Genomic DNA, 20,138 nt, shown 5'->3' on the forward strand with positions numbered 1-20,138 from the left:
CTGCCATTTCGTTTAAAAAAGTAGAATTTTTCATCTTGATTTCCTACATTGCGCGCAATTCACCCGTGGCGTGAATCACGCTGGTGTTTAAAAATTGGTTTTTCGGTGTTAGAAACGGCTTATGTAGCTTATATCGCTTGCTGAATAGTCACTTTCGTAGATGATTGAATTGCGTCCACGAATTTCAAGATTACCAGAAATATTTACATTATCGAAAATATATACTCCATCTAGAATTTTTATATTTCCGGAAATGTGTGCTTTATCACTTATATAAGCATCTCCATAGACACGGGCATTGCCATAAACATGGCCCAAAACTCGAGCCTCACCATAAATTTGTGCATTGCCGTAAATTTGCGCATCATATTCAACATATGCTCCACCGCAAACTTTTGCATTTTCATAAACACGCGCCCTGCCTGTAATTTTTGCGCGTTCAAATACTTGTGCATTGCCGAAAATCTTAGCGTCACCATAAACTATAGCTTTATGCCAAACCCAACAATCGCCTTCATGCGATAGGTTGTCTTCTTTTTGTATATAGCCGCCTAAGTAACCTTTTTTAATATTTCTAAAATCTCTTAATGCACGTATGCGATAAAGTTTTTTACTTTTATCGGTTCTTGTATCATGAAATTCTTTTATTTCATCAGTGAGCTCGTATTTTTTCATCTGGTCTTTTCTCCAGTTGAGATTCTTCTATTGTCATTAATCCTTTCTTATACAAATTTGATCCACACACTCATCCCACTTGTTATGTGCAAATGAGTGGTTTTGATTGATTCAAGATAAACAGCTTTGAAATGAGAGAATCCTACGTTATTCGAGACTCTCATTCAACATACAAAACAGTGAATTATCATTATAATTCAATGCATTGTCACAATCAGAGACAGCGGTAAGCACATCAGAAGAGGCAAAGGCTCTTTCAGAACAGACAAAGGATGCGTGTGATGAAGTTAAAGCCTCCATTTCCTCTGTTAAGAGAGTTGCCGAATCGGCGCAAACAGGAGTGGAACAAGCCTCGCAAACAGCTTCAGAAGCGAAGGGTTTGGCGGAAGCGGCGAAAAGTGCAGCAGAGAGTGTAACAGAGAAAGTAGATCAAGCACTAAGAGAGGCTAGCGATGCAAAATCTAAAGAAGAAGGCTTAGAAACAATAGCCAATGAAGCAAAATCCACGAGTGATCATGCAAGCCAAACCGCTTTGAGTGCAAAAAGTTTATCAGAAGAAGCCAAGGAAGTAGCCGAGACTGCGAAGTCGACAGCAGAAGAAGCGAAGAGTGTTGCGGAGCAAGCAAAAGAAGAAGCTGATACGACGAAGCAAGGGCTTGGAGAGGTCAAGAGTTCATTAGACATGGTTACAGCAACGACAAATTCTGCGAATACAGCCGCCTCTGAGGCAAAAGCTTTAGCGGAAGAAGCAAAAAGTGCATTGACAGAAGTTCAAGAGAAGGCACAGAGGAACAGTGACAGTCTTTCTTTTCTTGAAGGTAGTGTAAATTCTTTTTCTACTTATTTTTTAGAGAATGTGCGTTTTGTTCAACCACAAAGAATTCGGGAAGCGGATTTGCAAAAAAGAAGAGGTATTATAATCAACAGCGGCGCATTTTTTCGCTGTTATCATGGTGGAGAGCATGGGAATAGGTACACCTTGCACCGTCTTACAAAGGGTGTGAGTTTTCTTATTACAAAACCTCTTGAAGCAGGCAAGGATTATTATATTTATCTTATACTAACCCTCACTAATAATAATGAGATCGGCTTTAATGTTTCGGACAATCCGACGGTTCATAAGAGCCATTTTTTAATCCTTTCTTATACAAATTTGATCCACACATTCATCCCGCTTTTGACGTGCAAGGGAATGATTTTGATTGATTCAAGATAAGCAGGTTTGAAATGAGAGAATCTTACGTTATTCGAGACTCTCAATCAACATACAAAACAGTAAATTATCATTATAAATCAATTTCTTGTCATCTAGCTACCGTGGATCACGATGAAAATGGCAATGTGATCTATGCAACCGATGAAAATGGAAATCCTATAAGAGACAGTCATGGAAACCCACAGCTGCAATATCATTATTTAACGGATGAAAAACAACAGAATTTACAAAAAGGTTCTGATGGCAAGGTTCATGTCTCCTTTAATGGCATCTTTACTCCACCAGAGGAAGCTGCTGTTTATGCGGTTCAATATGCGAAGGATAAAAATGCACCGCTTTATTTTGTTGTGTTCCCAGAAGCCAATTCTGCTATCTCAGAACTTCTGGTCGCGGGCTATCAGAAGCTTCTGGAAGGCAGACTTTTTTGGGATTGACCAATTCAACACAAGAAGCAAAAGATCTAATGTCTCGCTATGGTAACACAGGATTGCATTTTGATGCCCATAGTTGTGGCAGTTTGACAGGCTTTAATTATGATGAATTCTTTCAAACAAGAAGGTGTAAATGATGTAGCTGGCAATACAACGATCAATTTCCATGGACCAGCGGCTAATGTTTTAGTTGCATCCGGTCTGTTAGGTTATGTGAGTGATGGCAAACAAACCACTATTGGTTTTGATGGGAATAGATATGACTTTGTAAGCAGAATTATTAGCGGCAATGGCTATACTTATGAGACAATACCTGCTGGCAGTAACTGGTGGAAAGAAACATGGAACATGTTCACAAATACTTACAATCCCCATACTTGCCTTGGAGATGCGAGCCAAGCATGTCGGTATGTTTATGGCTCATCCAATCGAGTACAAAATAAGAAAAAAATCTTGGTATTGGTTTTCAGGAAGATATTGTTGATTGTGATGACAACGATGCTGTTAAGCAGCGTATAGGATTGATCAATGGTTATTTGAAGTCAGTAGTGAAGGAAGGTTGGGTGGATATTACTGAAGGGAAGAGCCTTTTTGATGATTGTATAATAGAAAAATCTAATAGTGGTTTTGTAGATTATTGTTTACAAATTAAAGCAAATAACCTCTTTTTTTATTTACATGAGAGAAGTAAAGGGTTTAGTTGTTTTTTTTGTTTTAAAGTCCTTACAGAAGTTCGCAGGCATAGAAGCAAAAATGGAATAATTTTTTTATTGGATGAGCCAGCAAATAATTTACATATTCACCCACAGAGAAAAATATTAAGCTCTTTACAAACTTTATCGAGCATAAAGGGCAATAAAGTAATTTATTCGACGCATTCCCCTTATCTTATTAACGACGATAATTTGGATAATTTGTTTACCGTACGTAATGAAGCAAATGATTTTGAAGCGCCTCGAATTGTTTGTGAAAGATTTCTGGAATTAACTACATCTACTGAAGAAACTGTGAGGGCTGTTGAGCCTATTGTTCAAAAAACATGGATTACACACCTTGGAACAGGAGATGATTGGATTATAAAAAAATTTAATGGAGTTGCTGCTAATGCAAAGAAAGTAAATCACATTGCTGATTGCGTGAAACATATTATTGGTGGATAATTTTCTCAGTTTATGCCGTAAAGCTTATACTCTTACGAGTTTTATTTAAATGCTAACACCTTTTTGTAAAACTTTACGCAAACTTCGTATTGATCACTCCGAACGTCTCTTAGATATGGCTAAGAAATTAGACATATCTGTATCATTTTTATCTTCTGTAGAGATTAGCAAAAAATCTCTACCTATTGGCATGGAAGAAAAGATCATTGAACTCTATGATTTAGATCAAGAGGTAGCAGAAATTTTGAAAAGAGAATCGGATTCTTGTTGTAAAAGTTTCACTATAAAGTCTTCTGATACATTTAGATGTGAAGCTGTTGGTATGTTTGCTAGACTGATAAACATTATTTCACAAGAAGATTTAGAACTATTAAAAAATTGTTAGAGAAAGCTGGCAAAAAGAATGCGCTTTGTAAAGGAAAGAGTAAAAACCATATTCCCCTAACTTTATTTAGGCATCCCTTAATCTTTAAAAAATATATGAAGAATCAATAACTGAATAGGAATATAAAGCTATATGGTGGGCGATGAGAGACTCGAACTCCCGACATCCTCGGTGTAAACGAGGCGCTCTACCAGCTGAGCTAATCGCCCAATGCAATGATCAGCAATTGAATGGAAACTCTTTAAGGAAAAATTTTTCTAAACGCAAGAATAAAGATAGGATTTGATAATTTTTTTTAAAAATGCATAATCCTTCTTGACATAAACGCATGAACCCCTTACACGACCGCTTGTACCCAATTAAATTGGTTCGAAAAAAAATGCGCGGGTGTAGCTCAGTTGGTTAGAGTGCTGGCCTGTCACGCCGGAGGTCGCGGGTTCGAGCCCCGTCACTCGCGCCATTTCGTGATTCCTTATAAAATTTCCTTTTTAAAATATCCATATGCTATGAGTAATGTGGTGGAGTGTTTGATTGGGGAATAAATATTTTCTTTCTTTTTATATGGTTTATAAGAATAGGGCTTGCGTCTTTCTTTGCTCTGCGTTACCTATGCCGATAAGAAAAGTATCGCTCTGTATGCCTTTGAAGCAGTATGAATAGAGTTAATAGAGCGATTGTTAAATTTGTCTGTTTGGTCACGCAATATTGAATCATTGTGTTAAACTCAGGCATTTCGTTACGATGGAAGAGGGTTATGGCTTATTTATTGAGCTCTTATTTGCCAGTCTTAATTTTCATTATTGTGTCAGCGGTTATTGCTGGAGTTTTGTTGATTACACCTTATATTGTAGCATATCGTTCCCCCGATCCTGAAAAATTATCGGCTTATGAATGTGGGTTTAATTCATTTAGTGATGCACGCATGAAGTTTGATATTCGTTTCTATTTGGTATCAATTTTATTTATTATTTTTGATCTTGAAGTTGCATTTCTTTTTCCTTGGGCTGTTTCATTCGAATCAATAGGTATGTTTGGCTTTTGGTCGATGATTGTGTTTTTAGCGATTTTGACTATTGGATTTATATATGAATGGAAAAAAGGAGCCCTTGAATGGAATTAAGATCTAATAATTCAACGATTGAGGCTCCAAAACCAAAAGGAATCATTGATCCAAATACTGGTGGGCTGATAGGATCTGACGATGAGTTTTTTCGTGATATCAATGCTGAATTGTCAGATAAGGGTTTTTTAGTTACCTCGGCAGATGCTTTGATTACTTGGGCACGTACCGGTTCTTTAATGTGGATGAGTTTTGGTTTGGCTTGTTGTGCTATCGAAATGATGCAATGTTCAATGCCTCATTATGATAATGAGCGTTTTGGATATGCACCACGAGCTTCACCCCGCCAGTCAGATGTGATGGTGGTGGCAGGTACTCTAACAAATAAGATGGCTCCTGCTTTAAGAAAAGTGTACGATCAGATGCCAGAGCCACGTTATGTGATTTCTATGGGATCATGTGCAAACGGTGGGGGATATTATCATTATTCCTATTCAGTAGTGCGGGGATGTGATCGTATCGTGCCTGTCGATATATATGTCCCAGGGTGTCCACCTACAGCAGAGGCATTATTATACGGCATATTGTTGCTACAGAAAAAAATCCGTCGTACCGGATCCATAGAGCGATAGAGAGTTTTCTTGTCATGGTGGATGAAACATTGGTTGAGCTTGCTGCTTATTTGGAAAACAAATTAAAAAATAAGCTTGAAGAGACTGTTCTTGCTTTTGGTGAATTGACCATTGTGGCACGTCTTGATGCAATTATCGATGTTTTAATGTTTGTTCGTGATGATTCTTGCTGTCAATTTATTAATCTTACAGACATTAGTGGTGTGGATTATCCTTCTCGCGATAAGCGCTTTGATGTTTCTTACCAATTGTTATCTCCTCGTGAGAATTTACGCTTACGTGTAAAAGTTCGTACAGATGAAAATACTCCTGTTGCTTCAGCTTGCACGGTTTATCCTGGCGCAGAGTGGTATGAACGTGAAACGTATGATATGTATGGGATTTTATTTTCAGGACATCCGGATTTGAGGCGGATTTTAACAGATTATGGGTTTGAAGGATATCCTTTACGCAAAGACTTTCCTGTGACAGGATTTGTTGAATGCCGTTATGATAATGAAGCAAAGAGGGTGATTTATGAGCCTGTTGTTTTTCGCCAAGAGATGCGTAATTTTGATTTTCTTTCTCCTTGGGAAGGAGGAGGACAGTATACTTTGCCATGTGATGGGAAAGCAGATGAAAAAAAATAATATTGGTTTTGATAAGGCATTATATTAGAGTACTGTATTTCTTAAATAATTAAATATTTTTTAGCGTGATAGATTTTTTGATATTTGATATGAAGTTTTTTAAAAAGCAAGGGGTTGATTGTGGCTGAGGTCAATGTTCGAAACTTTAATATCAATTTTGGTCCGCAGCACCCTGCCGCGCATGGTGTTTTGCGCATGGTTCTGGAGCTGGACGGTGAAGTTGTTGAGCGTGTAGATCCACATATTGGGTTGTTGCATCGCGGTACTGAAAAATTAATGGAAACAAAGACTTATCTCCAAGCTGGTCCTTATTTAGATCGTTTGGATTATGTTGCTCCTATGAATCAGGAACATGCTTTTGTTCTTGCTATTGAAAAGTTATTAGATATAAAAGTTCCTAAAAGAGGGCAATTAATACGTGTTTTGTTTTCTGAAATTGGGCGTATTCTTAATCATTTGCTTAATGTAACGACACAGGCAATGGATGTTGGTGCTTTAACACCACCGCTTTGGGGATTTGAGCAACGTGAAAGATTGATGATTTTTTATGAGCGTGCCTGTGGTGCTCGTCTTCATGCAAATTATTTTCGTCCTGGTGGCGTGCATCAAGATTTACCAGAATCTTTAGTTGAGGATATTGGTGATTTTATTGATCCATTTCTTGTTTCTCTCGGAAAACTTGATGCGCTTGTGACCCCAAATCGGATTTTTAAGCAGCGTAATGTGGATATTGGCGTTGTAAGTATTGATGAAGCTTGGGCACGCGGTTTTTCTGGGGTTATGATTCGTGGAGCTGGTGTTCCATGGGATTTGCGTAAAAGTCAGCCTTATGAATGTTACGATGAAATGGAATTCGATATTCCTATAGGTAAAAATAGCGATTGTTATGATCGCTATCTTATTCGTATGGAAGAAATGCGTCAATCAGCGAAAATTATGCGCCAATGTGTGGAGCGTTTACTGAGTACTGAAAAAAATGGACCGGTTTCGAGCTTGGATCGCAAAATTGTACCACCGACGCGGAGTGAAATGAAAAGCTCGATGGAAGCACTGATTCATCACTTTAAACTCTATACGGAAGGTTTTCATACACCTCCTGGAGAAGTATATGTTGCTGTGGAAGCTCCGAAGGGTGAGTTTGGTGTTTATCTTGTTTCTGATGGAACCAATAAGCCTTATCGTGTCAAGTTGCGTGCTCCTGGGTTTGCTCATCTCCAAGCTATGGATTTTTTAACCAGAGGTCATATGTTAGCAGATGCTACAGCTATTTTGGGTTCGATTGATATTGTTTTTGGGGAGGTTGATCGCTAATGTCCGTACGCCGTCTTGCAGATGATGTTTATCAGCCTGCGGAGTTTTCTTTTACAAAAGAAAATCAGATATGGGTAAAAAATACCATAAAAAAATATCCTGCAGGGCGTCAGCAGTCTGCTGTAATTCCATTATTAATGCGTGCTCAAGAGCAAGATGGTTGGGTGACACGTGCTGCAATTGAACATATTGCTCAGATTCTTTCCATGGCTTATATCCGTGTCTTAGAAGTTGCGACTTTTTATACTCAGTTTCAGCTTAAGCCTGTTGGAACAAAAGCGCATATTCAAGTTTGTGGTACAACGCCTTGTATGTTACGTGGTTCTGATGAATTGATTAAAGTTTGTCAGAAAAAAATTCATCATGAACCTTTTGCGACCAATCAGGATGGAACCTTATCATGGGAAGAGGTAGAGTGTCTTGGTGCTTGTGTGAATGCTCCGATGGTTATGATTTTTAAAGATACTTATGAAGATCTTACAGCTGAACGCCTTGAAGAAATTATTGATGCATTTGAAGCAGGGAAGGGTTCTGAGATAGCGGTTGGTCCGCAAAATAGTCGTAAATCGTCGGAACCGATTAGTGGTTTAACTTCTCTTATTGATGATGAGAAAGAAAAAAAGATCTCTCAAGTCTTCACCAAAAAAGGATAAGGAAAGAATGGGGAACATAATTAAGTATTTTTCTTGAGAAAATATTTTATTATTCTACCCATGATGGCAACATTTAACGAAAAGTAAGAAGTCTTGAAAAGATATTTAAAAATTGCATTTGAGGAAAAGCGGAAAATGCTATGGGTAATAGAAAAAAAGGTGGGGTATGCTAGCTGATAAAGATCGTATCTTCACCAATATTTATGGTTTAAAAGACAAATCATTAAAGGCTGCGATGTTGCGTGGGCATTGGAATGGTCTGAAAGAAATGATTGACAAAGGTCGTGATTGGATCATTGATGAAGTGAAGGCATCGGGTTTACGCGGTCGTGGTGGTGCTGGTTTTCCTACTGGAATGAAGTGGTCCTTTATGCCAAAGCAGAGTGATGGGCGTCCTCATTATTTGGTTGTCAATGCCGATGAATCTGAACCTGGAACTTGTAAAGACCGTGATATTTTACGTCATGACCCCCATACTTTGATTGAAGGATGTGCAATCGCTACTTTTGCTATGGGAGCCAATGTTGCTTTTATTTATATTCGTGGTGAATATATTCGTGAACGTGAAGCGCTTCAAGCTGCCGTTGATGAATGCTATGATGCGGGTTTACTTGGTAAAAAAACGAAATATGGGCATGCTTGTGATATTGTTATTCATCATGGAGCTGGTGCTTATATTTGTGGTGAAGAAACGGCTCTTCTTGAAAGTCTTGAGGGGAAAAAGGGACAACCTCGGCTTAAACCGCCATTTCCTGCCAATATGGGGATTTATGGCTGTCCAACAACAGTAAATAATGTAGAGTCTATTGCCGTTGTTCCAACGATTTTGCGGCGGGGGGCTTCGTGGTTTTCATCAATCGGACGAGCAAATAATGTTGGAACGAAATTATTTATGGTTTCAGGGCATGTTAATGCACCTTGTACATTTGAAGACGCTCTTGGTGTTTCATTCCGTGAATTAATTGAAAAACATACGAGTGGTGTTCGTGGTGGATGGAATAATCTTTTAGCAGTTATTCCAGGGGGGGCTTCTTGTCCAGTCATTCGTGGTGAGGATATGATCGATGCGATCATGGATTTTGATGGGATGCGAGATGTCGGGTCTTCTTTTGGCACAGGGGGAATGATTGTTATGGATAAATCAACCGATATTATCAAGGCAATTTGGCGTATAGCTGCTTTTTTCAAGCACGAGAGTTGTGGTCAGTGTACACCGTGTCGTGAGGGGACGGGATGGATGATGCGTCTTTTAGGGCGTATGGTTGAGGGAAGAGCGCAAAAACGCGAGATTGATCTTTTGTTTGAAGTGTCTAAACAGGTTGAAGGACACACTATTTGTGCGCTTGGTGATGCTGCCGCATGGCCTGTACAGGGGTTGATACGTAATTTTCGTCCGGAAATCGAGCGTAGAATTGATGAATACACGCGAAATGTAGTCCAAAGCAAAAATATTGCTTTAGAAGCGGTTTAATAAAGGATTTTGTTTTAAGAGCAACCGAATGCAAATTTTAAGTGGGTTATCTGCAGGTTGGATGGGTGATGATAAATATCAAAGTTGATGGCAAAGAGATTGAAGTTCCTGATTACTACACGTTGCTTCAGGCTGCTGAGGCGGCTGGGGTAGAAATTCCACGTTTTTGTTTTCATGAATCTTTGTCAATTGCTGGAAATTGTCGTATGTGTTTAGTTGAGGTTAAAGGTGGTCCTCCAAAACCTCAGGCTTCTTGTGCTATGGGGGTTCGTGATTTACGATTAGGGACTAACGGTGAGGTACCTGAGATTTTTACCAATACGGAGATGGTAAAAAAAGCACGTGAAGGTGTTATGGAATTTCTTCTCATTAATCATCCTTTGGATTGTCCAGTGTGTGATCAAGGGGGAGAGTGTGATCTTCAAGATCAAGCAATGCTTTATGGACGAGATTGTTCTCGTTATACAGAAAATAAACGTGCTGTAGAAGATAAATATATTGGACCTCTTGTCAAAACTGTTATGACACGATGTATTCATTGTACACGGTGTGTTCGTTTTACAACGGAAGTTGCAGGTATTTCTGAGCTTGGTTTGATCGGTCGTGGTGAAGATGCTGAAATTACGACGTATCTTGAAAAAGCTATGACATCTGAATTACAGGGAAATGTTATTGATCTTTGTCCAGTGGGAGCTTTAACTTCAAAACCTTATGCGTTTCATGCCCGTCCATGGGAATTGGTAAAAACGGAATCGATTGATGTGATGGATGCGCTTGGTAGTGCTATCCGTATTGATAGCCGCGGCCGTGAAGTTATGCGGATTATGCCGCGTACAAATGAAGATGTAAATGAGGAATGGATCTCTGATAAAACGCGTTTTATTTGGGATGGATTACGGACTCAGCGGCTTGATAAGCCATATGTACGCAAAGATGGAAAGCTTCAACCTGTCAGTTGGACAGAAGCTTTTGCAAAAATCAAAATGGTAATCTCTAAAATTTTTCCAGAAAAAATTGGAGCCATTGCGGGGGATCTTGCTTCTGTTGAAGAAATGTATGCCCTTAAAGCATTATTGAGCTCTTTGGGCTCAACGCTTTTTGATTGTCGTCAAAGAGGGGGGGCTTTATCGCCAGAGTTTGGGCGCTCGAGTTATATTTTTAATCCTACAATTGTAGGTATTGAACAGGCTGATGCACTGCTTATTGTGGGATCTAATCCACGTCATGAAGCAGCTGTTTTAAATGCGCGTATTTTAAAGCGCCAACGGATGGGCAATTTTCCTATTGCATTAATTGGAGAGAAAGTCGATTTACGTTATCCTTATTCTTACCTTGGATCTGGGAGTGATACATTAACGACACTTATTCGTGGAGAGGATGTTTTTTTTAATGTCTTAAAAGAAGCGAAGAGGCCCCTTATTCTTATCGGAGAGGGAGCGGTTTCAGGAAATGAAGGTTTATCTGTTTTAAAAAGTCTTGCTAAATTAGCTGATAATATTGGTGCTCTTAGTGAGACATGGAATGGGTTTGGGGTTCTTCATAATGCAGCATCAATTGTTGGAGGGTTGGACATAGGCTTTACTTCTAAGCTTGGGGTTGCAAATATACTTAAAACCTGTGAAGTTCTATTTTTGCTTGGTGCTGATGAACTAGAATTAGCCAATACAAAAGCTTTTACAGTTTATATTGGGAGCCATGGTGATAATGGTGCACATGCTGCTGACGTTATTTTGCCTGCATCTGCTTACACTGAAAAATCAGGGCTTTATGTGAATACAGAAGGACGTGTTCAAATGACAAATCGGGCTGGTTTTGCTCCAGGTGAAGCAAAAGAAGATTGGGCTATTTTGCGTGCTTTATCGGATATTTTAGGACAAAAGCTCCCTTTTGATTCTCTCTCTCAATTAAGGCAATGCTTGTTTAACGATTATCCACACCTTTGTGCTGTTGATGATATAGTGCCTTCTGATATAAGTGGTCTTAAGGCGCTTGGTTCAAAAATGGTTTCTCTCGAGAGTCAAGCATTTACTTCTATGGTTAAAGATTTTTATTTAACAAATCCGATAGCACGTGCTTCTGCTGTTATGGCTGAATGTTCATCTCTTGCAAAAAACCATGCTACACAAACAGTAAAGTAAGGGCAAAGGAAAAGGAATAATGATGTATGATTTCTTTATGACTTGGCTGTTGCCATTACTCATTATAATCGGAAAAACACTTCTTCTTTTGGTCGTTCTTTTGGTCTTAGTTGCTTATCTTCTTTATGCAGATAGAAAAATTTGGGCAGCGGTACAATTGCGTCGTGGACCAAACGTTGTTGGACCATGGGGTTTGTTACAGTCTTTTGCAGATTTAATTAAATTTGTTGTTAAGGAGCCTATTATCCCTGCAGGTGCAAATAAGGGTGTTTTTCTTTTAGCTCCTTTTGTTTCAGCGACACTTGCTTTATCAACTTGGGCTGTTATTCCTGTCAATGAGGGTTGGGAGGTTGCAAAGATTAATGTTGGCTTGCTTTATATTTTAGCCATTTCATCTCTTGAAGTTTATGGTGTTATTATGGGGGGATGGGCATCAAATTCAAAATATCCTTTCTTAGGAGCTCTTCGTTCGGCGGCACAAATGGTTTCTTATGAAGTTTCCATTGGTTTTGTGCTTGTGACTGTCATTTTAATAAGTGGTTCGTTGGATCTCACAACAATTGTTCATAAACAAAGTTCTGGAATTGGTACAACTCTTGGTCTTCCTTTTAACAGCTTTCTCGATTGGAATTGGTTGGTCCTTTTTCCAATGTTTATTATATTTTTTATTTCTGCGCTCGCAGAGACAAACCGTCCTCCATTCGATTTGGTGGAAGCAGAATCTGAACTTGTTGCTGGTCATATGGTTGAATATTCTTCAACGCCTTACATGCTCTTTTTTCTTGGTGAATATGTTGCGATTGTTTTAATGTGCGCATTAACAACTATTCTATTTTTAGGCGGTTGGCTGCCTCCTTTAGATGTTTGGTGGCTTAATTGGGTTCCTGGTATCATTTGGTTTGTTTTAAAAGTCTGTTTTGTATTTTTTTGGTTTGCTATGGTCAAAGCATTTGTTCCACGTTATCGCTATGATCAGCTTATGCGGCTTGGTTGGAAGGTTTTTCTTCCTCTCTCACTAGCAATGGTTGTGATAACTGCTGCTTTTTTAAAGTTTACGGATTTCGTTTAAGAGGAGATGTTACGATGTCAGGTTTTATTCAGGCGGCAAAGTCACTTCTTCTATTGGAATTTGTGAGTGCTTTTTTCTTAGCTATGCGTCAATTTTTTTCACCAAAACCCACGATTAATTATCCTTATGAAAAAGGTTTTGTATCTCAGCGTTTTCGCGGTGAGCATGCATTGCGTCGCTATCCAAATGGTGAAGAACGGTGTATTGCTTGTAAATTATGTGAAGCGATTTGTCCTGCTCAAGCGATTACAATTGAAGCTGGGCCACGGCGCAATGATGGTACACGTAGAACTATCCGTTATGATATAGACATGGTTAAATGTATTTACTGTGGTTTTTGTCAAGAAGCCTGTCCGGTTGAGGCTATTGTCGAAGGTCCAAATTTTGAGTTTGCGACGGAAACACGTGAAGAACTTTATTATGATAAAGAAAAACTTTTATTGAATGGAGATCGATGGGAGCGAGAAATTGCTCGAAATATATTGATGGATGCGCCTTATCGTTAAGTGTATCGTTAAATGAGGTGTCGGATATTTTTCCGATAAATTGTAATCTGGTATGAAGTTTATACCAATTGTTTGAATAATTAAGGAGAAGCCTATGCTAACAGATCTAGCGGCGGCATTTTTCTATTTGTTTGCTTTTATTATGCTAACAAGTGCAGTTATTGTTATTACAGCACGCAATCCAGTGCATTCTGTTTTGTTTTTAATCCTCGCATTTTTTAATGCAGCAGCTTTGTTTTTACTTGCAGGAGCAGAGTTTTTAGGGCTTATTCTGCTTGTTGTGTATGTTGGAGCTGTCGCTGTTTTATTTTTATTTGTCGTTATGATGCTTGACGTTGATTTTGCTGAGTTAAAGAGTGGAACTCTTCGGTATGCTCCTATTGGAGCTCTTATTGGTGTTATTATCGCTGTAGAATTGATTGTTGTTTTTATGAGTAGCTATTTTTCTCCAGTCTTGAGAACGCATGTTACCCAACCAATGCCAGATTTAGCGCAGCGAACAAATACACAAGCATTAGGTGATATTCTCTATACGGATTATGTTTTCTATTTTCAAATTGCTGGAATGATTTTATTGGTTGCAATGATTGGAGCTATTGTTTTAACACTTCGTCATAAATTAGGAGTAAAGCGGCAATCTATTGCGGAGCAAGTTTCTAGAACGGTAGAAAGTGCCATTGAAATCAAACAAGTTGAATCAGGCAAAGGTATGTAAGGGGGGCTATGCAGATGTATATTGATATTACATATTATCTCACTGTTTCTGCTTTAATGTTTACAATTGGTATTGCTGGAATTTTTCTCAACAGAAAAAATGTGATTATTATCTTGATGTCCATTGAGCTTATATTGCTTTCAGTTAATCTCAATTTTGTTGCATTTTCAGCATTTCTTCATGATCTCGTTGGTCAGGTATTCGCTTTATTTGTCTTAACCGTAGCAGCTGCTGAAGCTGCCATTGGTTTAGCAATTCTGGTCGTTTTTTTCCGTAATCGTGGTTCCATTGCGGTTGAAGATGTTAATGTAATGAAAGGCTAACCAGTGATGTATTATACGATTGTCTTTCTTCCGCTTTTGGGTTTTTTAATTGCTGCACTAGGTGGAAAAACGATAGGAGATCGTGCGAGTGAATTGATAACATGTAGCTTTATGGTTGTTGTTGCCATATTATCGTGGATAGTATTTTTCAGTACTGCACTTGGTCATATTCCAGCGATTGATGTATTGGTATTACATTGGATGACTGTTGGTGACTTAAGCTTTAATTGGGCTTTACATGTTGATGCATTAACAGCTGTCATGCTTATTGTTGTGAATAGTGTTTCGGCATTAGTGCATATTTATTCAATTGGTTATATGCACCATGACCCTTCAAGGTCTCGTTTTTTTTCTTATCTTTCTTTGTTTACATTTATGATGCTTATGTTGGTCACATCCAATAATTTGATTCAGATGTTTTTTGGATGGGAAGGTGTCGGACTTGCTTCTTATTTACTCATTGGTTTTTGGTTTCAGCGCGATTCTGCTAATAAGGCCGCAATGAAAGCTTTTGTAGTTAACCGTGTTGGAGACTTTGGTTTTCTCTTAGGAATCTTTAGTATTTTTGTTTTGTTCCAATCGGTTGATTTTGCCTCTATTTTTGTAAAAGCTGCCGACAAGAGCTTTATACAAAATATGACATTTTTAGATTGGCAATTTGATGGGCAGACGGCAATTACCATTACATGTTTTTTATTATTTATTGGTGCGATGGGAAAATCCGCACAATTTCTTTTACATACTTGGCTGCCTGATGCAATGGAAGGGCCAACTCCTGTATCAGCGCTTATTCATGCCGCTACAATGGTAACGGCTGGTGTTTTTATGGTTGCGCGTATGTCGCCAATTTTTGAACTTTCTTCGACTGCTTTGACCGTGATTATTATTGTTGGTGCAACAACAGCGTTTTTTGCAGCAACTGTGGGGTTGGTGCAGAATGATATTAAGCGTGTTATTGCTTATTCTACATGCTCTCAACTTGGTTACATGTTTGTGGCATTAGGTGTTGGAGCTTATGGCGCTGCTGTCTTTCATCTTTTTACGCATGCTTTTTTTAAAGCCTTATTGTTTCTTGGTGCAGGTTCTGTGATTCATGCTGTATCTGATGAACAAGATATGCGAAAAATGGGTGGGTTACGCAAACATATAAAGGTCACCTATTGGATGATGATGGTCGGGACCATTGCCTTGACCGGAGTTGGAATTCCAGGAACACTTTTCGGAACTGCAGGTTTTTTCTCAAAAGATGCGATTATAGAGTCTGCTTTTGCATCTCATAATATTGCTTCAGGATATGCTTTTTATCTTCTTGTTTTTGCTGCTTTTTTAACAAGTTTCTATTCATGGCGACTTATCTTTATGACATTCCATGGTAAACCACGGGCAACAGTTGATGTGATGCATCATGTTCATGAATCGCCTCCAGTTATGTTGATTCCACTCTTTCTTTTATCTATTGGAGCAATATTTTCTGGTGTCGTTTTCCAACCTTACTTTTTTGGTGACTTGTATAATGCTTTTTGGAAGGGAGCATTGTTTACAAGCAGCCATAATCACATTCTTCATGATGCCCACCATGTTTTTAATTGGGTAAAATGGTCGCCTTTTATAGCAATGATTCTTGGGTTTATGTTGGCTTATTTATTTTATATTGCGGCTCCTTCTCTTCCCAAGAAAATGGCGCGTATTATGCCAGGAGTGTATCACTTTCTTTACCAAAAGTGGTATTTCGATCAATTATATAACTTTTTATTTGTTCGTCCTACCTTTAGAATTGGTTCTTTTTTTTGGAAAGTGGGAGACGGTAAGATTATTGATGGTCTAGGTCCCAATGGTATTGCAGCGCGTGTTGTTGATATTACAAATAGAGTTGTTCGAATGCAAACAGGCTATCTTTACCACTATGCATTTGCAATGCTTATCGGCGTTGCATTGCTCATTACATGGATGATGATCGGGGGCGTAAACTAATGACCGATTGGCCTATTCTTTCTACGGTTACATTTTTGCCGCTTGTTGGTGTTCTTCTGATTTTGTTTATCAAAGATGATAGTGAAGTAGCACGCCATAATATACGTAATGTCGCATTTTTTACGACTCTATTTGTTTTTATTATTTCTTTAATTATTTGGATAGGATTTGATTCTAGCAACCAAAATTTTCAAATGGTTGAAAAATCCAGTTGGTTAGGGGGTGGTATTAGCTATCATATGGGGGTCGATGGTATTTCTATTCTTTTTGTTGTTCTCTCGGCTTTTCTTTTGCCTTTCTGTATTTTAGCAAGTTGGGAGAATGTTAAAGAGAGATTAAAAGCATATATGATTGCGTTTCTTCTTCTAGAAGTTGCGATTATTGGTGTTTTTTGTGCTCTTGATGCAATGCTATTCTATGTTTTTTTTGAAGGCAGCCTCATTCCAATGTTTATCATTATAGGTGTATGGGGAGGAGCACGTCGTGTTTATGCAAGTATAAAGTTTTTCTTATATACTCTACTTGGTTCAGTGCTTATGCTTGTTGCTCTTATGGTTATGTATTGGGAGGCTGGGACACTTGATATACCAACTTTACTCAATTATCAGTTTCCTGCTCATATGCAAATATGGTTATGGCTTGCATTTTTTGCTTCTTTCGCAGTTAAAATGCCAATGTGGCCAGTTCATACATGGCTCCCTGATGCTCACGTAGAAGCACCGACAGCGGGTTCTGTTATTTTAGCTGGTGTCTTACTTAAATTAGGTGGGTATGGTTTTCTTCGTTTTTCTTTGCCTATGTTTCCTATCGCTTCAGCAGATTTTGCGCCTTTTGTTTTCACATTATCGCTTATCGCTATTATTTATACATCACTGGTTGCACTTGTTCAAAGTGACATCAAAAAACTTATTGCATATTCCTCAATAGCGCATATGGGATATGTAACGATGGGTATTTTTGCTGCGAATGAACAGGGGATACAAGGGGCTATTTATCAGATGCTATCCCATGGAATTGTTTCAGCAGCATTGTTTCTTTGTGTTGGGGTTATCTATGATCGCTTGCATACACGTGAAATTTCAGCGTTTGGTGGTTTAGTGAATAATATGCCTAAATATGCTGTTGTTTTCTTAATTTTCACCATGGCAAATGTTGGTTTGCCTGGAAGCTCAGGATTTTTGGGTGAATTTTTAACCTTAATAGGTGTTTTTCAAGTAAATAAATTGGTTGTTGTTTTAGCAACAACAGGTGTTATCTTATCGGCAGCCTATGCCCTTTATCTTTATCGGCGTGTGGTTTTTGGTTCCTTGGATAAAGAGAATTTAAAAGTATTAATAGATCTTTCTTTAAGAGAAAAATTCCTCCTTTATCCAATGGTTATTCTTACAATATTCTTTGGTATCTATCCAACGCCTATTCTTAAGGCAACGGCGTTTTCTGTAGAAACCCTCATCAATAAACTGCACTAGATAAGGGAAGAATGCACATGCAAACTGAAATAATAGCGCAATTAGTCTTAATTCTTCCAGAGCTTTTAATTACATTAGGAGCTGTCGTGCTGCTTATGATTGGTGTTTATTCCAATACACGTGCTTCTTTAACAGTGACAGGTTTAGCCATAGCACTTCTTGTGGCAACCATTATTATTCTTATAATTTTTCCGAAAAATGGTTCATTTCAAACCAATGCGCTCGTTATCGATTCCTTTAGTCGTTATATGAAAATTTTAATGCTTATTGGTGCACTCTTTTCTCTTATCATGTCTGTTGGTTTTGCCAATGCACAAAAGTTTAATATATTTGAGTTTCCAGTACTTGTTCTTTTAGCAACCCTTGGAATGATGTTTATGATTTCAGCGGGTAATATGCTGTCGCTTTATATGGGGTTAGAGCTGCAATCTTTAGCTTTATATGTTTTAGCAGCGATTAATCGTAATAATGTAAAATCTTCTGAAGCCGGTATAAAATACTTTGTTTTAGGAGCATTATCTTCAGGGTTGCTTCTTTATGGTATTTCTTTGCTTTATGGTTTTACCGGTCAAATTGGTTTTCACGAAATTGCTCTTGCTTTAAAAGATAAAAATGTACAATTGGGGGTTATTTTTGGAATTGTCTTTATTTTAGCTGGTTTGGCTTTCAAAATTTCTGCTGTTCCGTTTCATATGTGGACACCTGATGTTTATGAAGGAGCGCCCACACCGATTACAGCATTTTTTGCTGGTGCCCCTAAAGTTGCTGCAATGGCTTTAATCATCCGTATTATTGTGGTGACCTTTATTCCCCTAGGGCGTGTTGATAACGTGATGCCTGCATGGCAACAAATTTTGGTGTTCATGGCGATTGCATCAATGATACTGGGTGCTTTTGCTGCAATCGGTCAGAATAATATTAAGCGCTTAATGGCTTATTCGTCGATCAGTCATATGGGTTATGCACTTGTTGGTTTATCTGCTGGAGATATGCTTGGGATAAAAAGCGTTATCCTTTATATGACTATTTATCTTGGAATGACGATTGGTTCATTTGCCTTTATTCTTGGAATGCGCTCTCAGAATGGAAATGTTGAAAATATTTATGATCTTTCAGGGTTAGCAAAGACGAATCCGTTTATGGCTGTTGTGATGACAATACAGCTTTTTTCTTTAGCAAGCATACCTCCTATGGCTGGTTTTTTTGGAAAGTGGTATACATTTTCTGCTGCTGTCCACGCTGGACTTACGCCACTTGCTGTCGTTGGGATGATAGCGTCTGTTGTTGGGGCTTTTTACTATTTGCGAGTCATTAAAATTATGTGGTTTGATGATGCAAAAGCGCATTTTGTTGCTTTATCGAAAGAGCTTCAATTTTGTCTTGGTCTTTCTGTATTCTTTATTTTATTTTACGCGCTTTTTGGAGTTTGGTTCGCTGAGCTAGCAGAAAAAGCAGCAACAGTATTGTTTTAATGAATATGGTTTATACTTTATCAGATTTTGCACAAAAACAGGGATACACTATTGAAGCGTACGATAGTGTTGATTCAACAAATCTCATTGCGCAACGAAAAGCGCTAACTGGTCATCAAGGTAATCTTTGGATTGTTGCACAAGAACAATCACAGGGAAGAGCAAGAAGAGGGAGGACTTGGTCTAGTCCAAAAGGGAACCTTTATTCTAGTCTTTTATTAATTGATGATATTGTTCATCAAACTGCAGCTCAACTTGGTTTTGTTGCTGGAGTAAGTGTGGCAGAGGCAATAAAACAATTGATAAAAGAGGAAAAGCAGACAAACAATATTGTGAGCTTAAAATGGCCAAACGATATTTTGCTCAGAGGAGAAAAAAGCTCTGGAGTTTTGCTTGAGATTTTTAAATTGTCATCACAACAATATGCCTTGGTTATTGGTATTGGAATAAATGTGAAATATAATTATGAAGATGCACCCTATTCCACTTCAAGCTTAAAGAATATCGGTTTGCGTATTGATGCAGAACAATTATTTACGGTTTTGACGGAGTGTTTTTCTAAAAATTACCTTCTTTGGAAACAACCAAAAGGATGTGAAATAATCCGAAAAAAATGGCTTTTATATTCCGCTCATCTTGGGAAACATGTCAAAGTGGTGAATGATGAAAAAGTCATTGAGGGTGTTTTTGATGGTCTTGATAGTGATTTTAACTGCATCATAAAGCAAAAAAATGGTCAGACAGCCATTATAACAGCTGGAGATGTTCATTTTGGTTCGGCTGCTTCTATTAATGCAGGTCGTTATTAAAAAATTATTTTATCATCAGATACCTTAATGATTTGGGAGATGT

The 20,138-nt window shown here is 38.2% G+C and carries 19 protein-coding genes, 2 tRNA genes and 2 pseudogenes; 21 read left to right on the top strand and 2 right to left on the bottom strand.

Going from position 1 to position 20,138, the window contains the following annotated elements:
- Positions 1 to 108 precede the first annotated feature (108 nt).
- Positions 109 to 675 carry a hypothetical protein gene (locus ACFIJW_RS08575; protein WP_375634031.1) on the bottom strand — a complete coding sequence of 189 codons (567 nt, stop codon included), beginning with the start codon at positions 673 to 675 and terminating at the stop codon, positions 109 to 111.
- Positions 676 to 880: 205 nt separating this feature from the next.
- Here ACFIJW_RS08575 and ACFIJW_RS08580 point away from each other — a divergent pair, with 205 nt between their 5' ends.
- The 5 genes and pseudogenes from ACFIJW_RS08580 (at position 881) to ACFIJW_RS08600 (ending at position 3,977) form a co-directional block, all read left to right on the top strand.
- The gene (locus ACFIJW_RS08580; RefSeq protein ID WP_375634033.1) at positions 881 to 1,891 is read left to right on the top strand and encodes an alanine-zipper protein; all 1,011 of its coding nucleotides are present in this window, start codon (positions 881 to 883) and stop codon (positions 1,889 to 1,891) included.
- 11 nt (positions 1,892 to 1,902) lie between these two features.
- Positions 1,903 to 2,325 carry a hypothetical protein gene (locus tag ACFIJW_RS08585; RefSeq protein ID WP_375634034.1) on the top strand — a complete coding sequence of 141 codons (423 nt, stop codon included), beginning with the start codon at positions 1,903 to 1,905 and terminating at the stop codon, positions 2,323 to 2,325.
- A 99-nt stretch (positions 2,326 to 2,424) separates the two neighbouring features.
- Complete coding sequence (locus tag ACFIJW_RS08590) at positions 2,425 to 2,841, top strand: hypothetical protein (protein ID WP_375634036.1); 417 nt, start codon at positions 2,425 to 2,427, stop codon at positions 2,839 to 2,841.
- A 44-nt stretch (positions 2,842 to 2,885) separates the two neighbouring features.
- Complete coding sequence (locus tag ACFIJW_RS08595) at positions 2,886 to 3,482, top strand: AAA family ATPase (RefSeq protein WP_375634038.1); 597 nt, start codon at positions 2,886 to 2,888, stop codon at positions 3,480 to 3,482.
- Between the two features lie 49 nt (positions 3,483 to 3,531).
- Positions 3,532 to 3,977, top strand: a pseudogene (locus ACFIJW_RS08600) (XRE family transcriptional regulator).
- A gap of 23 nt (positions 3,978 to 4,000) precedes the next feature.
- Here ACFIJW_RS08600 and ACFIJW_RS08605 read toward each other — a convergent pair.
- Positions 4,001 to 4,076: transfer RNA gene (locus tag ACFIJW_RS08605), tRNA-Val, on the bottom strand.
- Positions 4,077 to 4,250: 174 nt separating this feature from the next.
- Between ACFIJW_RS08605 and ACFIJW_RS08610 the strand changes: the two genes are divergently transcribed.
- The 16 genes and pseudogenes from ACFIJW_RS08610 (at position 4,251) to ACFIJW_RS08685 (ending at position 20,095) form a co-directional block, all read left to right on the top strand.
- Positions 4,251 to 4,327: transfer RNA gene (locus ACFIJW_RS08610), tRNA-Asp, on the top strand.
- A 294-nt stretch (positions 4,328 to 4,621) separates the two neighbouring features.
- Positions 4,622 to 4,987 (top strand): NADH-quinone oxidoreductase subunit A, encoded by a 366-nt coding sequence (locus ACFIJW_RS08615; protein ID WP_005773599.1) that lies wholly within the window; start codon positions 4,622 to 4,624, stop codon positions 4,985 to 4,987.
- On the top strand, positions 4,978 to 5,559 hold the full coding sequence (locus ACFIJW_RS08620; RefSeq protein ID WP_375634040.1) for a NuoB/complex I 20 kDa subunit family protein: 582 nt from the start codon (positions 4,978 to 4,980) through the stop codon (positions 5,557 to 5,559). Before ACFIJW_RS08615 ends, ACFIJW_RS08620 begins: the two co-directional genes overlap by 10 nt.
- A 14-nt stretch (positions 5,560 to 5,573) precedes the next feature.
- Positions 5,574 to 6,188: an NADH-quinone oxidoreductase subunit C gene (locus tag ACFIJW_RS08625; protein ID WP_375634042.1), complete on the top strand. Its 615-nt coding sequence runs from the start codon at positions 5,574 to 5,576 to the stop codon at positions 6,186 to 6,188.
- A 120-nt stretch (positions 6,189 to 6,308) separates the two neighbouring features.
- Positions 6,309 to 7,499 (top strand): NADH-quinone oxidoreductase subunit D, encoded by a 1,191-nt coding sequence (locus ACFIJW_RS08630; protein ID WP_375613457.1) that lies wholly within the window; start codon positions 6,309 to 6,311, stop codon positions 7,497 to 7,499.
- Positions 7,499 to 8,189: pseudogene (nuoE, locus tag ACFIJW_RS08635) on the top strand (NADH-quinone oxidoreductase subunit NuoE). Before ACFIJW_RS08630 ends, nuoE begins: the two are co-directional and overlap by 1 nt.
- A gap of 129 nt (positions 8,190 to 8,318) precedes the next feature.
- Positions 8,319 to 9,623 carry an NADH-quinone oxidoreductase subunit NuoF gene (gene nuoF / locus ACFIJW_RS08640; RefSeq protein WP_375634044.1) on the top strand — a complete coding sequence of 435 codons (1,305 nt, stop codon included), beginning with the start codon at positions 8,319 to 8,321 and terminating at the stop codon, positions 9,621 to 9,623.
- Positions 9,624 to 9,691: 68 nt separating this feature from the next.
- Positions 9,692 to 11,761, top strand: coding sequence for an NADH-quinone oxidoreductase subunit NuoG (gene nuoG, locus ACFIJW_RS08645; protein ID WP_375634045.1), 2,070 nt, complete (start codon positions 9,692 to 9,694; stop codon positions 11,759 to 11,761).
- Positions 11,762 to 11,783: 22 nt separating this feature from the next.
- Complete coding sequence (nuoH, locus tag ACFIJW_RS08650; RefSeq protein ID WP_375618184.1) at positions 11,784 to 12,830, top strand: NADH-quinone oxidoreductase subunit NuoH; 1,047 nt, start codon at positions 11,784 to 11,786, stop codon at positions 12,828 to 12,830.
- Between the two features lie 14 nt (positions 12,831 to 12,844).
- Positions 12,845 to 13,336: an NADH-quinone oxidoreductase subunit NuoI gene (gene nuoI, locus ACFIJW_RS08655; RefSeq protein WP_375634047.1), complete on the top strand. Its 492-nt coding sequence runs from the start codon at positions 12,845 to 12,847 to the stop codon at positions 13,334 to 13,336.
- Positions 13,337 to 13,430: 94 nt separating this feature from the next.
- On the top strand, positions 13,431 to 14,051 hold the full coding sequence (locus tag ACFIJW_RS08660; protein WP_375611880.1) for an NADH-quinone oxidoreductase subunit J: 621 nt from the start codon (positions 13,431 to 13,433) through the stop codon (positions 14,049 to 14,051).
- A 14-nt stretch (positions 14,052 to 14,065) separates the two neighbouring features.
- Entirely contained in the window at positions 14,066 to 14,374 is a 309-nt protein-coding gene (nuoK, locus tag ACFIJW_RS08665) for an NADH-quinone oxidoreductase subunit NuoK (protein ID WP_375634049.1), read from the top strand.
- A 6-nt stretch (positions 14,375 to 14,380) separates the two neighbouring features.
- Positions 14,381 to 16,345 (top strand): NADH-quinone oxidoreductase subunit L, encoded by a 1,965-nt coding sequence (gene nuoL / locus ACFIJW_RS08670; protein WP_375634051.1) that lies wholly within the window; start codon positions 14,381 to 14,383, stop codon positions 16,343 to 16,345.
- Positions 16,345 to 17,814, top strand: coding sequence for an NADH-quinone oxidoreductase subunit M (locus ACFIJW_RS08675; RefSeq protein WP_273791287.1), 1,470 nt, complete (start codon positions 16,345 to 16,347; stop codon positions 17,812 to 17,814). Before nuoL ends, ACFIJW_RS08675 begins: the two co-directional genes overlap by 1 nt.
- A gap of 17 nt (positions 17,815 to 17,831) precedes the next feature.
- Complete coding sequence (gene nuoN, locus ACFIJW_RS08680) at positions 17,832 to 19,286, top strand: NADH-quinone oxidoreductase subunit NuoN (RefSeq protein WP_375634053.1); 1,455 nt, start codon at positions 17,832 to 17,834, stop codon at positions 19,284 to 19,286.
- Positions 19,286 to 20,095, top strand: coding sequence for a biotin--[acetyl-CoA-carboxylase] ligase (locus ACFIJW_RS08685; protein ID WP_375634054.1), 810 nt, complete (start codon positions 19,286 to 19,288; stop codon positions 20,093 to 20,095). Before nuoN ends, ACFIJW_RS08685 begins: the two co-directional genes overlap by 1 nt.
- Positions 20,096 to 20,138 lie beyond the last annotated feature (43 nt).

The organism is Bartonella sp. MM97QHHN, from assembly GCF_042194285.1.
GTDB lineage: Bacteria > Pseudomonadota > Alphaproteobacteria > Rhizobiales > Rhizobiaceae > Bartonella.

What these genes read in the sequence shown, in the direction of transcription:
- ACFIJW_RS08575 (WP_375634031.1), bottom strand. Translation starts at nt 675, where the DNA reads ATGAAAAAATACGAGCTCACTGATGAAATAAAAGAATTTCATGATACA.
- ACFIJW_RS08585 (WP_375634034.1), top strand. Translation starts at nt 1,903, where the DNA reads ATGAGAGAATCTTACGTTATTCGAGACTCTCAATCAACATACAAAACA.
- ACFIJW_RS08590 (WP_375634036.1), top strand. Translation starts at nt 2,425, where the DNA reads ATGATGAATTCTTTCAAACAAGAAGGTGTAAATGATGTAGCTGGCAAT.
- ACFIJW_RS08615 (WP_005773599.1), top strand. Translation starts at nt 4,622, where the DNA reads ATGGCTTATTTATTGAGCTCTTATTTGCCAGTCTTAATTTTCATTATT.
- ACFIJW_RS08620 (WP_375634040.1), top strand. Translation starts at nt 4,978, where the DNA reads ATGGAATTAAGATCTAATAATTCAACGATTGAGGCTCCAAAACCAAAA.
- ACFIJW_RS08625 (WP_375634042.1), top strand. Translation starts at nt 5,574, where the DNA reads ATGGTGGATGAAACATTGGTTGAGCTTGCTGCTTATTTGGAAAACAAA.
- nuoF (WP_375634044.1), top strand. Translation starts at nt 8,319, where the DNA reads ATGCTAGCTGATAAAGATCGTATCTTCACCAATATTTATGGTTTAAAA.
- nuoG (WP_375634045.1), top strand. Translation starts at nt 9,692, where the DNA reads ATGATAAATATCAAAGTTGATGGCAAAGAGATTGAAGTTCCTGATTAC.
- nuoH (WP_375618184.1), top strand. Translation starts at nt 11,784, where the DNA reads ATGTATGATTTCTTTATGACTTGGCTGTTGCCATTACTCATTATAATC.
- nuoI (WP_375634047.1), top strand. Translation starts at nt 12,845, where the DNA reads ATGTCAGGTTTTATTCAGGCGGCAAAGTCACTTCTTCTATTGGAATTT.
- ACFIJW_RS08660 (WP_375611880.1), top strand. Translation starts at nt 13,431, where the DNA reads ATGCTAACAGATCTAGCGGCGGCATTTTTCTATTTGTTTGCTTTTATT.
- nuoK (WP_375634049.1), top strand. Translation starts at nt 14,066, where the DNA reads ATGTATATTGATATTACATATTATCTCACTGTTTCTGCTTTAATGTTT.
- nuoL (WP_375634051.1), top strand. Translation starts at nt 14,381, where the DNA reads ATGTATTATACGATTGTCTTTCTTCCGCTTTTGGGTTTTTTAATTGCT.
- ACFIJW_RS08675 (WP_273791287.1), top strand. Translation starts at nt 16,345, where the DNA reads ATGACCGATTGGCCTATTCTTTCTACGGTTACATTTTTGCCGCTTGTT.
- nuoN (WP_375634053.1), top strand. Translation starts at nt 17,832, where the DNA reads ATGCAAACTGAAATAATAGCGCAATTAGTCTTAATTCTTCCAGAGCTT.
- ACFIJW_RS08685 (WP_375634054.1), top strand. Translation starts at nt 19,286, where the DNA reads ATGAATATGGTTTATACTTTATCAGATTTTGCACAAAAACAGGGATAC.